We start from the raw sequence: 12,629 nt of genomic DNA, 5'->3' as shown, positions 1-12,629 counted from the left end.
TTACGCTATGCACTCGAAGCATTTCGGACAGCCATATCTTTTAGGTTTGTGAAATGGTTGAACCAAAATTGGGACGTATTCTCCGCTTATAAAGCCAGTTTAGGCTTTGTTTGGGCTTAAAATTTGTTTAAGTCCCGTTAACTATGTCGTTTCTTAGCAAATATTTGTTGCCCAAAACCCGCAAATCTCTGACAAACTGACGCAAATCGGTTTGTTCGTCGCTGGCGATAACAGCCTGAAAAATTTCAGACATAGATACTCCGTTATGTATGATTTTTGATTTTCGCTGTGAAAAAGGGCGATACTTTGTGAGTATCGCCCTTTTTTGTAGGGGGCTACTTTTTTTACGTCATTTTAAAGTCTGCAATGTGAACTTGCTCTCCCTCAAATGACATAAAATTCGCCGTATTTGTGGCGAATGTAGCGGACAAAAGGATCGATAGTTAAAGGTGAACCGGTAACGCGATCGATCAATTCGACGGCGGTGTATTTGCGGCCGTGCTGGTAGATGTTTTGTTTTAGCCACCCGTGGAGTACAGTAAAATTGCCCCGTTCTATTTGTACGGGAATTTCAGGATTGATTTTTACTGCTGTTTCGTAGAATTGAGCGGCCATCAAGTTGCCGAGGGTGTAACCTTGGAACATTCCGCCGATCGTACCAACATACCAGTGAACATCTTGCATGGCGCCTTCGATGTCGGTGGCGGGGACAACGCCGAGGTCGGTTTGATAGCGTTCGTTCCAGGCTTCGGGGAGGTCTCGCACTGCTAGTTTCCCCTCTAGCATTGCCAATTCTAGGTCAAAGCGGATGGCGACGTGGAGGTTGTAGGTTACTTCGTCGGCGTCGGTGCGGATGAGCGATCGCGAGACTTTGTTAATTGCCCGGTAAAATGCGTCAGTGGATACCTGTGCCAACTGTCGCAAAAATACGCCTTGGAGTTGCGGGTAGAAACATTCCCAAAAACCGCGGCTGCGCCCGACCATATTTTCCCAAAGTCGCGACTGACTTTCGTGCAGCCCGGAGGAAACGCCGCCTGCCAGAAGCGTGCCTTCAAATTCCGGCGAATTTCCGAGTTCGTAGAGGGCGTGCCCGGCTTCGTGGATGCTGCTGAAGAGTGCTTGATCCAGGTGGTCTTCGTAGACGCGGGTGGTGATACGCACGTCGTCTATGGAGAAGTTGGTCATGAATGGGTGCAGGGTGGTGTCTTGCCGTCCCCGCTGGAAATCGAACCCCATGCGTTCTACGATTGTGCGGGTGAATTCTAGTTGCTGGGATTCGGGGAAGTCTTGGTGCAAGCAGGAGTCGTCGGCTGGAGGTTGGGAGGTGATGGCTTCGACTATCGGCACTAATTCTTGACGCAGTTTGGCGAAAAGCGGGCGCAGCAGGGATACTTTCATGCCGTAGTCGCTACGATCGATCAAAGGATCGGCGATGTGTTCGTATCCGGGGAAAAAGTCGGCGTACTGCCTGCTTAATTCTAGGGTTTTTTCTAGATAGGGCTCAACGGCTGCGAAGTTGTTGGCTGCTTTGGCTGTTGCCCAAGCTTCGTAGCAGTCGGCTTGGTGGCGGCAGAGTGCGGACATGAAGGCTGCGGGGACTCTAGCTGCGTGCTCGTAGTCTCTGCGGGCGATGCGAATCAGACTGGCTGGGATGGAGTCGTAGGGGAGGGTTTGTTCGTAGAAACGCAAGTCTTCTAGGAGTTCGCCAATTTTGGGGTCGGTAAATTTTTCATGGGATATTTGTTTGAGGGTGGCCAACTGGCGGGATCTGGCATTGGCACCTTTGGCGGGCATATAGGTTGCTTGATCCCAGTGCAGCAGCGACGAAGCTGATTCGATGTCGTTAACTTCTCTGAGGTGGGCTGCCAGTTGAGCAAATTTTGCTTGAGTTTTGTCTAGGGTTTGCATGATTGGGTTTATGGTGATGTTTTGCCTACAAAGGTTGCAGTGCGGCATTGGTATCCATCAATCATTGCTACCCTGAAATCAAGCTAAAAACCGCACTTCTTCTCGTATTGTACGCAATTTCGAGTCATTTTTGTACAGTTTCCGGTATTTCTTCGGATTTAGTTCGATCGCTTTTGACAAGTTTTCGATCGCTTTGGCTATGCTAGCGGCCACAACTTCCTGGTTGTTTGTGAGCTCGCCTGCTTCTTTTTCTAGGACGTAAAGGCAAGCTTTTTGATAGTACAGATTTGGATCGTCGGGTTTGAGTGCGATAATTTTATCGTAGGAGGCGATGGCTTCGGTAAATCGTTGAATTTTTTTGAGGGCGACGGCGCGGTTGTACCAGGCTTCGGTGTTTTCTGGCTGCAACTCTAGGCTTTTGTCCCAAGAGGCGACTGCTTCTTCAAAGCGTTCTAAGTTAGCCAAGGCTAAGCCGCGGTTGTACCAGGTTTCGCTGTTGTCTGGCTTGAGTGCGAGGGCTTTGTCCCAAGATGCGATCGCTGCTTCAAATTGTCCCATTTGTGCCAGCGCCGTGCCGCGTTTGTTCCAAGCTTCGGCGGACTTCGGCCACAGTTCCAGGGTTTTGTCGAAAGAGGCGACGGCTTCCGGGTAGAGTTTTTCATCCGTTAGGGCTAACCCACGGTTGTACCAGGCTTGATGCAAGTCTGGTTTGAGTTCGATCGCTTTGTCGTAGGATGCGATCGCCGCTGTATTTTCGTTGCATTTTCTGAGGGTAAATGCTTTGTTGTACCAAGCTTCGCAGTAGTCTGGTTTGAGTTCGATCGCTTTGTCGTAGGATGCGAGCGCTTCTGATAATTTTTCTAAGCTGACGAGGGTGTTGCCGCGGTTCGTCCAAGCTTCGTGGTAGTCTGGCTTAAAATTTATCGCCTTTTCGTAGGAGGCGATCGCTTCTGAGAGTCTGTTGAGCTTCCGCAAAACGTTGGCCCTATTATACCACGCTTCTGGATTATTTGGTTTGATTTTTAGGGATTTGTTGTAGGCTGTCACAGCTTCTTCTAGCTGTCCCACTTTTCTGAGGGCTACGCCTTGGTTGTACCACGCTTCATAAAATTGTGGTTCTAGTTCGATCGCTTTTTCCCAAGATTCGATCGCTGCTGACAAGCGTCCCATTGCTTCTAGGGCGTTGCCCCGATCGTACAAGGTTTGAGCCTTTTGGGTGTTCTCTGCTATGGATTTTTCCCCAAAGTCTATCGGCTTTTCTCTGCTGGCTAATTTTTGCAAGGGGTTTCACCTCATTATTTTCTGTCTAATTGATACTTGTCTTTTTTTTTTTGATAATTTTTACCTTTGAGTGCTTTGGATGGCTACTCTTTGGTTATTTATCGCAATTTTACTGTATTTTCTGATCTTTTTCAATATAACCCTCGATCGGGGATTTGTAGGTATAGATTTATACTATTTTTTTTAGATGACTGCGTATAACAGACAAAAAGGCAATCGCACTCAGGTGTGACCAACCTCACCCAAGATATAATTTTTACCTAAGCCTCTGGATATACTGGCGGTTTCAACCGCGTCTTGTCAAGGGAAGTCCCTGTCTAAGAGACTAAGAAATAATAAGAGTGTTTTTGATGCTGTAGATACTGTCTTGAACTGTCAAGGGGTAGCAAGTAAATAATTGGGGTCGAAAGGCTTTTGAGATTTTAAAATCCCAAAAGCCAAATGTACTAACTTCCGCATCAAAGCACCAATCACCTGCATTTTGACCTTTCCACGACCCAATAATCGCACAGCGAGTGGCTGTGAGTAACGGATTGTGACGCATTGCCACTACCGCCGGCATATACAATGCTTTTCGCAGTCGGACATTGCCCGTGCAAGATCAACGTGTTTTGCCACGAACACTCGTTCCTCAACGGCGTTCACAGGGAGTTAAACCTGCATGAGCAGCTAATTGACGGGCGTTCTTGTAATCCTCAATCCGACCAATTTCAGCTAAAAATACAGAAGCTGTCACATCTCCAATTCCGGGAATTGATGTTAAAAGGTCGCGCTGCTGTTTCAAATGCGGATGTCGGTCAAAATTGTCACTAATTAATTGTTTTATCTGTGCTTGTTGTTGTTTGAGGTACTCCAAATGTTCCTGGGTAAGGGCAGCAACATTTGCTGTGGCTGTTTCCCGACGGTTTTGTTCGGCAGTAAACATTTCCCTTAAGGAATCTAGTCGTCGCAACGCCAGCTTGTAATTCTTTAACTTCTGGTGCCGTAGGCGTCCAGAATTAGGGTTTAACAGCCGCACAAAAACGGGCAATCAGTGCTGCATCTACGGAGTCTGTTTTGGTAAGCAGGAGTTCGCTTTTAGCAAACCCTTTAATCCGAGCTGGATTGACTATACTGACCTGATATCCGGCTTGGTAGAGAAATTCTGCCAAGGCTTCTCCATAGATGCTGGTGGCTTCCATGCAAGCCTGAAGTTCCTCAACACCAAGTTGTTTGAACCAAGAATGTAAACTCTCAAAACCTGCGGTATTATTGGTGAATTTTTTGAGTTTGGTGCCACCACTTTCTTTGAGTAAAACGACATGAAAGTCTTTTTTACTGATGTCTATGCCTAAAACTTTGGATGTCATGGTTTGCGGATGGTCTGCCCTGAGTGTGAAAGAACCAAACAGGCAATAGAACTAACCTTGTAAATGCAGGCTTTCTCATGAAAACGAGAGCCTAAGATACCGCCTGTGCTTAGAGTGCGCCTGTCATCAAAAATGTCCGCTTATCTACACACCAGACTTGTTTTAGTCTAAGGGGCGAGCCAACTTCACCGATTGCTGATGTCCTTGACTACACTTTCTACTATCTCTCGATCTTAAAGTAAGAAACTTGAAGAGTTTCTTGATATTTACTCGCTAAGGCTGATGCTACCTACATGGGTTCTATCACCTACATTGGTTTGATCGAGAACATCGGTTCGAGCGCCTGAGTGACAGCTCGAGCGCCTGAGTGACAGCTCGATCGACTAACTTACTCTTTTAACATACAAGGGGCGGGTTTTACCAACTATCTCTGTCAGAAACGAACAATATAATAAACCCGCCCCAGCTTGGGCGACAAAATAGTTATTAATTATTAGCCAAATCTGTAGCGGCGGGTTTCACCAACCATCTCTGTCAGAAACAAAAAATATAATAAACCCGCCCCAGCCCAAAGACTCATGTTAATCTGGGTTATTGGTTGGGTGGAGGCGGGTTTTTATAGATTGTTTGTGAGACTCAAATATTGTTGGTAAAACCCGCCCCTACCGCACGATCGCATTAATCAATTAAAATCTCGCTGAGTTTACTTAATAATGGCCTCATCGACCCTTCACAAATCAAACATCGTATCGGCTTGAGCTAACTTTCCGCAAAGAAACTGCCGCAAAAACGACCGTTTTTGCAACACCTCCTCCAACCAGAAACAGGCTTAACGCCACCACAAACTGTTACAAAACTTATCTCAAAATCTGTGTCTCAAAAACGTACACTGATAGTTGTTGGACTTTGGATAAGAATGAAACTAAAAAAGGATGAACGCGAAGTAAGAAGGGATAATTACGGTTTCAATAACGATAAAGGTCATCATCCCAAAATTAATTATGCCAATAATTCTAACAGAGACTGAATTCCAAAAGTTCCGAGGTGAGTTGCACAGCCAGTTCAAAAAACGAGCAGACAGCAGGATGGACTTGTTGGATGCGCTGTGTAGCAATAATCATGCGCCAAGTGTAGCCCATTTAAGCCTCAATCCCTTGTTTAGGGGAAAGTACAGTAGGGAATCTACACATCTCTAAGCTTGATTCGCAGCAGCACCAAGATTCGATCGGTTCTATCTGTACATCAAGAGAGGGAGTCGATCCCAAATCCTCCTGGAACCCTTCAATTATTCTACCTCAATACCTTGCAGGTATTCTTTTACTATTTCCCAAGAGGCCGAAAGGATGTTTCTTTTAAACAACAATGTCGAGTTAAATGGAAATTTAACTTCACATTGTGCATCTTCTGGTAAAATTCAGTATAACTACATTGTCCCGTGACTGAACGGCTGCCGTAAATTGCAAGAGGAAGACTTTTGCTAGATATCGAGCCTATTTCCGCCAGAGCTGGCTAGAGAATCCCAATATACCTAATCACCTATACAAAGACTACCAGTTCCACAGTTATGACCAGACCAGAGCAGAAAATTAAAATTACCTATATCTTTACGCACCATATTCGTTGGGTTCCCTTTGAATTGGTCGCCAAATGTATCGATAAGAGTAAGTTCGCAATTGACTATATCATTCTTAATGAAGGCGATCCTATGATCTCCTTTTTAAGCCAGATTAATGTTCCTTGCACTGTTGCTTCCTATCAGGATTATAGCAATACCCCAGAGATCGTCAAATTTATCTATGAACACTTGATCGGAAATAAAACCGATATTGTTCATACTCATTGGTTCGCCGGCAGCTTGGCTGGAATGCAAGCTGCTTATTACGCCCATATTCCAGTACGAATCTTCACCAGGGAACATCCTTCGATTAAATACTATTCGCGTCACGCTCCCAGCAAGCATCGCTTGATATGGGAATGTGCCACCAATATTATTGGTGTTACCCACACAAGCAAACAAGGCATGATAGAAGACGGCATACCAGATGATAAAATCACAATTATACCAACGGGATTTGATATTAGTGAATTTGAGAATGTAGACAGTTCGCGCATTGATAAATTGCGCTCTAAGTATCTAGCAAATCATCACGGCCCTGTTATCGGTGTGGCTGCGAGGTATGTCAGATGGAAAGGAGTTGAATACGTCATTGAAGCACACAAGCAGGTTCTCGAAACTTATCCCAATGCAATCTTAGTTCTTTCAGGGACACATACAAATCGTGCCAACCTGGAGGAGCAAATTCGTAATGCGCGTAAAGAAGACATCGTTGCGCCTCAATACGAGGAGATTATCAGCATCACAGACAAGTTGGCGCAATTGCCTGAGCATAGCTATATTGAAATCCCATTTGAAGAGGATCTTTTTGCCCTGTTCAGATTATTTGATATTTTTGTTCATGTGCCTACTGATTCTATTCAAGAGACGTTCGGTCAAGTCTATGTAGAAGCAATGCTTTCTAGAGTTCCATCTGTTATTACTCTTGCAGGTAGTGCTTTGGATCATGCTGTACACAAAGAGAATGCCTGGGTTGTGGATTACAAGAACAGCGCTCAAATTGCCCAAGGTATCCTAGCACTCTTAAGCGATTCGTGCCTTAGAGAAAAGATCGTTAACAACGCCTTTCTCTGTGCCCAACGATACGACATCAAGAATCACATACAACGACTTGAAGAATTTTATGTCTGTGAGCTGGAAAAGAGAAGGAAGTAGTATTAAGCGTCAATTTCAACAATCTCTACAAGCTATGGTTAACCCTACTGTACAGACCCCTTCTTTAATTCCTCAAGCTTATAGCTGAATCCTTACTGAAGGTCTCTATATTTTCGAGATGACTCACATCATTCCAGACAATAAGACTCCAGCGCCCGTTAACATACTCAAAAGTGCAGAGGTTCGCATTATACAGCTTGAAGCGCCAACTATTTCCAGGTGGGAGACCAAGCACCATTTCAAAAAAAACCATCAAGACACAACCATGAGCGATCGCCACAACGGTTTCATCTAAATGTCGTTCAGCGATCGCATTCAGGGCACGACAGCCTCTGTCCCTACATTGCCTTAAACTTTCTCCTTGTGGGATGACGTATTCAAAGCCAATACGTTCATAGTCTTGCCGGTCTTGTGGAAACTTCTTGTCCATTTCAGAGACTGTTAATCCCTCAAATATTCCCATGTTCCACTCTCGTAATTGCGGGTCAAAAATGACTTTCTTTCCACATACTTCAGCAATGATATTGGCTGTTTGAACAGCACGACCCAGATCGCTGCTGTATAAAGTGGTGAATGAAAGACGCTGTAAGCGATCGGCAATGGCATGGGCCTGCCTGATTCCTTTGGGTGTCAATGGACTATCGAGTTGCCCCGTAGCCTTATGCTGTACATTCCACTCGGTTTCCCCATGGCGTACAATGACAAGTTTCATTACTTGTTATCCTATAGATAGCGATTGATAAGGAAGGCTCCATTTCTACGGCAGGGTTTTGATTTCCAGGCTCATTTGACCAATTTTGAATCAGCCCTGCTGAAATTTCTAAATATTGAAAACTCTCCGTATCTCCTGGTACGCTTGTTTCTGTATTTCCAGGGGAAGCCAGGTTACATGGACAAAATAAGACACCAAATTGTCACAGCATAGTGGATTATTGTCGTAGGTGTGGGTATAGCATAATTTGAACCTGCTGTCGATATCCATGTTCAACAGACCCAGTTCAGAGTTTTCTAACATAAATCGCGAAATTACACGCTGGTCATTCTGACGGCAATCCATCATGTATTTATCCACAAAATTACTGGCAATATAGTTAAGCATACGGAGATAAGCCCATTTGTAGCCAATAATAAAGCCACTGTTGAGATACTTTGCTGGATGCCCTAAATAGTTAGACAAAAAGAAGGGAAGTACATCGGCACTGTGGTGGCAGAATACAGTTTCGGCACCGACAATAATATCTCTACCTGTGGCACTGAAATCTGCTGCCAATCCGGCAGGATCGTAACGAATGCACAGGACATCATAGGCATCCGTAAAGACGATGATTGCGTCGTCAGCAATATCGGTATCAGAAGCTAAGAAGTCGCGAACCTTGAATATCTTTGAGAGGAGTCCCAGTCGCGGACAGTAATTATCGAGGATACGCAAGTTACCCTGCAATGATGAATACAGTGGCTGAACCTGCGGACTACCTGCGTCGCACAAGGTGAGGAAAACAGGTTCTTCAGAAATTTGCATAAGCCTCAACTCGCTTCCTTTCTTGATTCCACTGACATAGACTGTGCACTGCATTTCTAAAATTGGGCAACATATCTATTCTTAAATCTCTTCTTAATCTGATAGATATGTTACCAGGAGAGTTCACTAGACCCCCCACAGTTTACTGGGAAATCATCAGTCTAAATCTTGATTCCAAGGCGCACTTCCTTATCAATGCGTGTCAGCATTGGCCCAGGCACCTCACGGAAGTAGTCATCTGTGGCTTTGCGCGATCCAGCCCAACAACCATAGTCATCAACGATCAGAACGCCCCCTGTGGAGAGTCGAGGGTAGAGAAGCTGAAACTCAAGGGCTGTGGATTCATACCAATCGGTATCTAGACGCAAAACAGAGATGACTTCTGGCTTAATCTTTTCCAATGTCTCAATGACATCTCCTTGAACAAAATGAATCTCAAACTCAAAATTATGGATCCAGAAAGCTGCTTGAACATCTTCCAATGAAGCGTAACACCAACCAATGTCGTCCCCATATTGCTCCATCATTTCAAAGCCGGTACGTCCATATTTGTCCACATCAAATTCAGTGGGGGTTGGCATACCCTGAAATGTGTCATACAGATATAGCTGGCGATCGCTAACGTTTCGGGCTTTCATAATCAAGGCAGCAAGTAAAGCACTTCCTCCTCTCCAAACTCCGCACTCCAGAATATCACCGGGTATCTCGCGATCGAGGACATAGTTCACCGATGTATAAAGCGCAAAGAGTGCCTCTATGCTGGTCATTGTGTAGGGCTTTACCTGCTGAAATAAATCCATGAACACCGAATCTTTGCCAATATCTGGCGTGACCTGATCTTTCATGGTCACTTGATGCTTTGTGGAAAAAACGATCGTGCGCTCAGTATTCATGATCACAAGGAGGAGTGGGGATAGTTTAGGTGGATGGGAGCTGCAAAGCTTTGATGATTATACATGAGCAATACATTAATAGCTCATCTTTTATCCTCGGTATGAGGTGATTGCGATTGATGGCTGCGCTGGACGATCAGACCTTCATTTCCTCGTAGCTCAAGGGTGTGTCCCAGTTGCCCTCCCTGGCGATCCATGAATGTAGAGAGGAGAACTTTTGACTGGTTACGAAACTCGATCGGTAATATCCATTCCTGGTATTCTGAACTGAAGTTCAAGGCCACAACGAGATCCGATTCCTCGTCAAAGCGTCGATAGCAGAAAAGCTGTGATGGTGAGTATAAAGAAATGTAGTCACCAAGCTGCAGTGCCGGTTGTTGCCGACGCAAGCGCAACAGTGCGCGGGTCAGTGAGAGACATGACCGAGAGTCATGCTTCTGGGCCTTGACATTGATATTGCTGTAGTCATGAGTGATGGGTAACCAGGGCTGGACTGATTCTGAACAGAAGCCGGCATTAGCAGAGCCATCCCAGAGCATCGGTGTGCGCTCAGGATCGCGTCCCACCCCAATACCGGGAGATTTTTTTTCCCAAGGATCTTGGATATGCTCGGAGGGAATCCAGGCGTCCTCCATTCCCAGTTCTTCTCCGTAGTAGATCGTTGGTGTACCGCGAAGGGTGAGCAATAACATCATGCCGATTTTGGCTTGAGAAATCCCTATTCTGCTGGCGACGCGATGCTTGTCATGATTACCCAATGTCCAATTGGGCCATGCGCCTTCGGGCAGCAGTCTCTCGTAACGATCGACAACTTCTCGGACGGACTCTGCGTTCCACTCAAAATCAGATGACATCAATTCTGAATTGAGAGGTAAATGAAATTCGTCATTATTTGACCCATAGTGCTTGATAATTTCTTCTAGGGACTTATATAGTTCACCTATTAAAAGACGATCGTCATACCCATCTACAAGCGTCCGCAGTATGCGATTGAAATCGTGAATTTCCGGTATATTCTTACTGAAGACTTCAAACAGGCGATCCGATGGTTCCATGCCGGGATGCCAGTCGGGATTCACCGGATTATCTCGAAACTGCGAATCCTTGAAGGCGCGATAGGCGGCATCAACTCGAATTCCATCCACGCCTCGCTGCAACCAAAAATGTAGTACATCCAACATCGCCTGTTTAGCATCGGGGTTACGCCAATTGATATCTGGCTGCTCCTTGAGAAACGAGTGTAGATAGTATTGCTCTGTTTGAGCATCCCATTCCCAGCCCGAAAGCCCATCAAAACGTCCTAGCCAATTATTGGGAGGACTACCATCTGGCTTTGGATCTTTCCATATATACCAGTCTCGCTTGGGATGAGAACGCGAACTGCGAGATTCAATAAACCACTGGTGCTGATCGGAACTATGCGCGGCAACAAAGTCAATCAAGACCTTGAGATTGTGATCGTGCAAATGTCCTATCAAGCTATCTATATCTGAAAGGGTTCCAAAGACAGGGTCAATATTTGTATGGTCGCTAACATCATAACCAAAATCGGCCATGGGAGAGGGATAGTATGGTGTCACCCAGATGGCATCTATCCCAAGCCATTCTAAATAATCCAGTCGTTGGATAATGCCAGGGATATCACCGATGCCATCTCCGTTCGAGTCCTGAAAGCTGCGTAGATAAGTCTGATAAATAACAGCAGACTTCCACCAAGGAGAATGAGACTTTACGGTCATGGGTAATTAGAATCAATAAAAACAGGAAGATTTCTTCGCTCAGGAATTGGTATAAGCTGCTACGCATCTAAATTGAATACAGAGACGGGCAGGATGCCCGTCCCACAAGAATTGTAGAAAAATTGACTGTCAAATTAGATGCACAACAGCTTAACCCTTGCCAATTTTTTTAACGATCGAGGTCGATCGCCCTAGTCACGGCCTGTTTGGTTGTTGCTAGCGTAGCTGCGGGCAAAAAAGCATCAATTAGGCGCGCAGAGGATTTGCGAGGCGATCGCTTTTTCAACAGGCTATTGACTCCGATAATTGACTTTCAGATATCGACTCTATCTAATGACAGATGTAAAGCTTGGACTATTTCTCTTGAATACTACTAATTAACTAAACCTTTAGGAAAATACTAATGTTAGATATTGATGAAATGGGGCAAAAAGAAATACACGAACTCCTACACAAAGTAGGATACGGTCATCTGGGCTGCATACACGAAGGCAAGCCCTACGTGATACCAATGAATTATTATCTCGAAGAAGAGGACATTTACCTGTTTACAACGCTCGGCATGAAGACTCACGATCTTGATGCAAATCCAGAAATTTGTTTGCAGGTTGAAGAAATACGCGAGCCGCTTCATTGGCGCAGCGCGATCGTCAATGGTCGAGCCTCGCGCCTGACTGAGCAGGAAGATATCGATCGGGTAATGTACCTCGTTAAAGAGCGCAATCCCATGCTTTCACCTGCGATCAATCGAACCTGGACTGATTCTCAGGGACGTTCAGAGGTAATTGCAATCTACCGCATCGACGCGAGTGAAATGAGCGGACGCACGACTGATGGAGTCAGCAGTAAGAACCCATAGGAGCGCTCTCATCAACCGTGCAGCAAACTTATGAGGCAACTTGTTGATTCTGTATGGCATCTCATTCACCTGTTTGGACACTATCGACCCAGCAAGTCTACGAAACTTTGTCAACTTCAGAAAAGGGACTTTCAGAGGCAGAAACAGCAATCAGAATCAAGCATTACGGGTTTAATGAACTGCCCGAACCAGCCAGAAGATCGCTATTACTCCGCTTCACCGATCAGTTGACCCATTTCATGGCACTCTTGCTCTGGGTTGCAGGTGCGCTGGCTTTTGTGTCCGGTACACCAGAACTCGGCTGGGCAGTC

Annotated in this window: 13 protein-coding genes; 3 read left to right on the top strand and 10 right to left on the bottom strand. The window is 45.4% G+C overall.

Annotated elements, in window-relative coordinates; translation table 11 throughout:
* Window positions 1-127: 127 nt before the first annotated feature.
* The 6 genes from ACUVJL_RS19390 to ACUVJL_RS19365 all read right to left on the bottom strand — a co-directional run bounded on the left by ACUVJL_RS19390 (window position 128) and on the right by ACUVJL_RS19365 (window position 5,677).
* Window positions 128-253 carry a hypothetical protein gene (locus ACUVJL_RS19390; protein ID WP_445247329.1) on the bottom strand — a complete coding sequence of 42 codons (126 nt, stop codon included), beginning with the start codon at window positions 251-253 and terminating at the stop codon, window positions 128-130.
* Between the two features lie 131 nt (window positions 254-384).
* On the bottom strand, window positions 385-1,908 hold the full coding sequence (locus tag ACUVJL_RS19385; RefSeq protein ID WP_445247328.1) for a carboxypeptidase M32: 1,524 nt from the start codon (window positions 1,906-1,908) through the stop codon (window positions 385-387).
* Window positions 1,909-1,986: 78 nt separating this feature from the next.
* The gene (locus ACUVJL_RS19380) at window positions 1,987-3,189 is read right to left on the bottom strand and encodes a tetratricopeptide repeat protein (protein ID WP_445247327.1); all 1,203 of its coding nucleotides are present in this window, start codon (window positions 3,187-3,189) and stop codon (window positions 1,987-1,989) included.
* 631 nt (window positions 3,190-3,820) lie between these two features.
* Window positions 3,821-4,114 (bottom strand): transposase, encoded by a 294-nt coding sequence (locus ACUVJL_RS19375; RefSeq protein ID WP_445247326.1) that lies wholly within the window; start codon window positions 4,112-4,114, stop codon window positions 3,821-3,823.
* Between the two features lie 73 nt (window positions 4,115-4,187).
* Window positions 4,188-4,538: an IS110 family transposase gene (locus tag ACUVJL_RS19370; protein WP_445247325.1), complete on the bottom strand. Its 351-nt coding sequence runs from the start codon at window positions 4,536-4,538 to the stop codon at window positions 4,188-4,190.
* Window positions 4,539-5,551: 1,013 nt separating this feature from the next.
* A complete protein-coding gene (locus tag ACUVJL_RS19365; protein WP_445247324.1) occupies window positions 5,552-5,677 on the bottom strand; it encodes a hypothetical protein in 126 nt (41 codons plus the stop codon).
* Between the two features lie 425 nt (window positions 5,678-6,102).
* Between ACUVJL_RS19365 and ACUVJL_RS19360 the strand changes: the two genes are divergently transcribed.
* The gene (locus tag ACUVJL_RS19360; protein ID WP_445247323.1) at window positions 6,103-7,308 is read left to right on the top strand and encodes a glycosyltransferase family 4 protein; all 1,206 of its coding nucleotides are present in this window, start codon (window positions 6,103-6,105) and stop codon (window positions 7,306-7,308) included.
* Window positions 7,309-7,372: 64 nt separating this feature from the next.
* Here the strand turns inward: ACUVJL_RS19360 and ACUVJL_RS19355 are convergent, their stop codons facing one another.
* The 4 genes from ACUVJL_RS19355 to ACUVJL_RS19340 all read right to left on the bottom strand — a co-directional run bounded on the left by ACUVJL_RS19355 (window position 7,373) and on the right by ACUVJL_RS19340 (window position 11,459).
* Window positions 7,373-8,020: a histidine phosphatase family protein gene (locus ACUVJL_RS19355; RefSeq protein WP_445247322.1), complete on the bottom strand. Its 648-nt coding sequence runs from the start codon at window positions 8,018-8,020 to the stop codon at window positions 7,373-7,375.
* A gap of 108 nt (window positions 8,021-8,128) precedes the next feature.
* Window positions 8,129-8,827 carry a glycosyltransferase domain-containing protein gene (locus ACUVJL_RS19350; protein WP_445247321.1) on the bottom strand — a complete coding sequence of 233 codons (699 nt, stop codon included), beginning with the start codon at window positions 8,825-8,827 and terminating at the stop codon, window positions 8,129-8,131.
* Window positions 8,828-8,988: 161 nt separating this feature from the next.
* Window positions 8,989-9,672: a TylF/MycF/NovP-related O-methyltransferase gene (locus ACUVJL_RS19345; RefSeq protein ID WP_445247320.1), complete on the bottom strand. Its 684-nt coding sequence runs from the start codon at window positions 9,670-9,672 to the stop codon at window positions 8,989-8,991.
* 131 nt (window positions 9,673-9,803) lie between these two features.
* Window positions 9,804-11,459 carry an alpha-amylase family glycosyl hydrolase gene (locus ACUVJL_RS19340; protein ID WP_445247319.1) on the bottom strand — a complete coding sequence of 552 codons (1,656 nt, stop codon included), beginning with the start codon at window positions 11,457-11,459 and terminating at the stop codon, window positions 9,804-9,806.
* Window positions 11,460-11,862: 403 nt separating this feature from the next.
* Between ACUVJL_RS19340 and ACUVJL_RS19335 the strand changes: the two genes are divergently transcribed.
* Both ACUVJL_RS19335 and ACUVJL_RS19330 read left to right on the top strand, forming a co-directional pair.
* Complete coding sequence (locus ACUVJL_RS19335) at window positions 11,863-12,318, top strand: pyridoxamine 5'-phosphate oxidase family protein (RefSeq protein WP_445247318.1); 456 nt, start codon at window positions 11,863-11,865, stop codon at window positions 12,316-12,318.
* 53 nt (window positions 12,319-12,371) lie between these two features.
* A partial coding sequence (locus ACUVJL_RS19330) for a cation-transporting P-type ATPase (protein WP_445247317.1) occupies window positions 12,372-12,629 on the top strand: 258 nt, incomplete at its 3' end.

The sequence above is a fragment of the Microcoleus sp. OTE_8_concoct_300 genome, assembly GCF_031383065.1.
Taxonomy (GTDB): Bacteria; Cyanobacteriota; Cyanobacteriia; order Cyanobacteriales; family Microcoleaceae; genus Microcoleus.
This window is presented reverse-complemented; position numbering and strand designations above follow the sequence as displayed.

What these genes read in the sequence shown, in the direction of transcription:
- ACUVJL_RS19390 (WP_445247329.1), bottom strand. Translation starts at nt 253, where the DNA reads ATGTCTGAAATTTTTCAGGCTGTTATCGCCAGCGACGAACAAACCGAT.
- ACUVJL_RS19385 (WP_445247328.1), bottom strand. Translation starts at nt 1,908, where the DNA reads ATGCAAACCCTAGACAAAACTCAAGCAAAATTTGCTCAACTGGCAGCC.
- ACUVJL_RS19375 (WP_445247326.1), bottom strand. Translation starts at nt 4,114, where the DNA reads ATGTTTACTGCCGAACAAAACCGTCGGGAAACAGCCACAGCAAATGTT.
- ACUVJL_RS19370 (WP_445247325.1), bottom strand. Translation starts at nt 4,538, where the DNA reads ATGACATCCAAAGTTTTAGGCATAGACATCAGTAAAAAAGACTTTCAT.
- ACUVJL_RS19365 (WP_445247324.1), bottom strand. Translation starts at nt 5,677, where the DNA reads ATGGGCTACACTTGGCGCATGATTATTGCTACACAGCGCATCCAACAA.
- ACUVJL_RS19360 (WP_445247323.1), top strand. Translation starts at nt 6,103, where the DNA reads ATGACCAGACCAGAGCAGAAAATTAAAATTACCTATATCTTTACGCAC.
- ACUVJL_RS19355 (WP_445247322.1), bottom strand. Translation starts at nt 8,020, where the DNA reads ATGAAACTTGTCATTGTACGCCATGGGGAAACCGAGTGGAATGTACAG.
- ACUVJL_RS19350 (WP_445247321.1), bottom strand. Translation starts at nt 8,827, where the DNA reads ATGCAAATTTCTGAAGAACCTGTTTTCCTCACCTTGTGCGACGCAGGT.
- ACUVJL_RS19345 (WP_445247320.1), bottom strand. Translation starts at nt 9,672, where the DNA reads ATGAAAGATCAGGTCACGCCAGATATTGGCAAAGATTCGGTGTTCATG.
- ACUVJL_RS19340 (WP_445247319.1), bottom strand. Translation starts at nt 11,459, where the DNA reads ATGACCGTAAAGTCTCATTCTCCTTGGTGGAAGTCTGCTGTTATTTAT.
- ACUVJL_RS19335 (WP_445247318.1), top strand. Translation starts at nt 11,863, where the DNA reads ATGTTAGATATTGATGAAATGGGGCAAAAAGAAATACACGAACTCCTA.